This is a genomic window from Acinetobacter sp. AS5 (assembly GCF_048957595.1).
In the GTDB taxonomy this organism is placed as follows: Bacteria; Pseudomonadota; Gammaproteobacteria; order Pseudomonadales; family Moraxellaceae; genus Acinetobacter.
This window is the reverse complement of record NZ_JARDAL010000155.1, coordinates 1-786: the sequence shown is the minus strand read 5'-3', so window position 1 is coordinate 786 and position 786 is coordinate 1. Positions and strand designations below refer to the sequence as shown.

Annotated in this window: 2 protein-coding genes; both read right to left on the bottom strand. The window is 34.2% G+C overall.

Features of this window, described 5'->3' with window-relative positions; translation table 11 throughout:
- Positions 1-67: 67 nt before the first annotated feature.
- Positions 68-256 (bottom strand): hypothetical protein, encoded by a 189-nt coding sequence (locus PV763_RS17720; RefSeq protein ID WP_420938301.1) that lies wholly within the window; start codon positions 254-256, stop codon positions 68-70.
- Between the two features lie 311 nt (positions 257-567).
- Positions 568-786, bottom strand: a 219-nt coding sequence (locus tag PV763_RS17715) for a hypothetical protein (RefSeq protein WP_420938300.1), incomplete at its 5' end; no start/stop codon positions are given.

The following is a 786-nucleotide window of genomic DNA, read 5'->3' as shown; positions in this document are numbered from 1 at the left end:
ATCTCTCTTTTTTTACAACTATATTGTTAAAGTTTAGGACTTTAATGTCCAGTTTACGTTTGTGTTGTCAAATCACATCAATTACAATTCTGACGTTGTATTGATTATTTAGATATTTTTCAACATACAAATCCCAGTTCAAATCCCGGTCTTTACGCCATGCCCTATCATCACACCCCTTGCCAACATAAAATACCTCACCTGATAATGTTTCATGTACATAAACGTAATACTTATAATCCATTGCTTTCCCCATAGTTGATGCCAATTTTTATAACGAGTAAATTCAACTCACACCATATTTATTGATATTTTCCCACTATTCATTCAGCATTTTTAGTCTTTATCAACAGACAGAAATCATGCCTTAAATTAGTAAAAATTTTTAGATAATTTAATTTTTAGCAGACTTCTAAATATGTAAACTAAATAAATTCAATTTACTAACAAAAAAAGAGAGGTCAACTCTCTTTTTTTCACTTAATTCAAAGCCTGAACCGACTGCTGTAACCCTTTCTGAATATCTTGAACAAGGGTCAAAGCATGAAATTGACATAGAAAAATTGATTAATATGAACTTTTCAACTCATTTGCTAAAAATGATGCAGTACGACTATCAAGGTTCTGTACTACCTGTTTTGGTGTTCCTGTCACAACAATACGCCCACCAGCATTTCCAGCTCCTGGGCCCACATCTATCACCCAATCAGCTTGTGCAACGGCACGCATATCATGCTCAATCATAACCACGGTATTACCCGCATCGACTAATCGCTGCAATTGAAC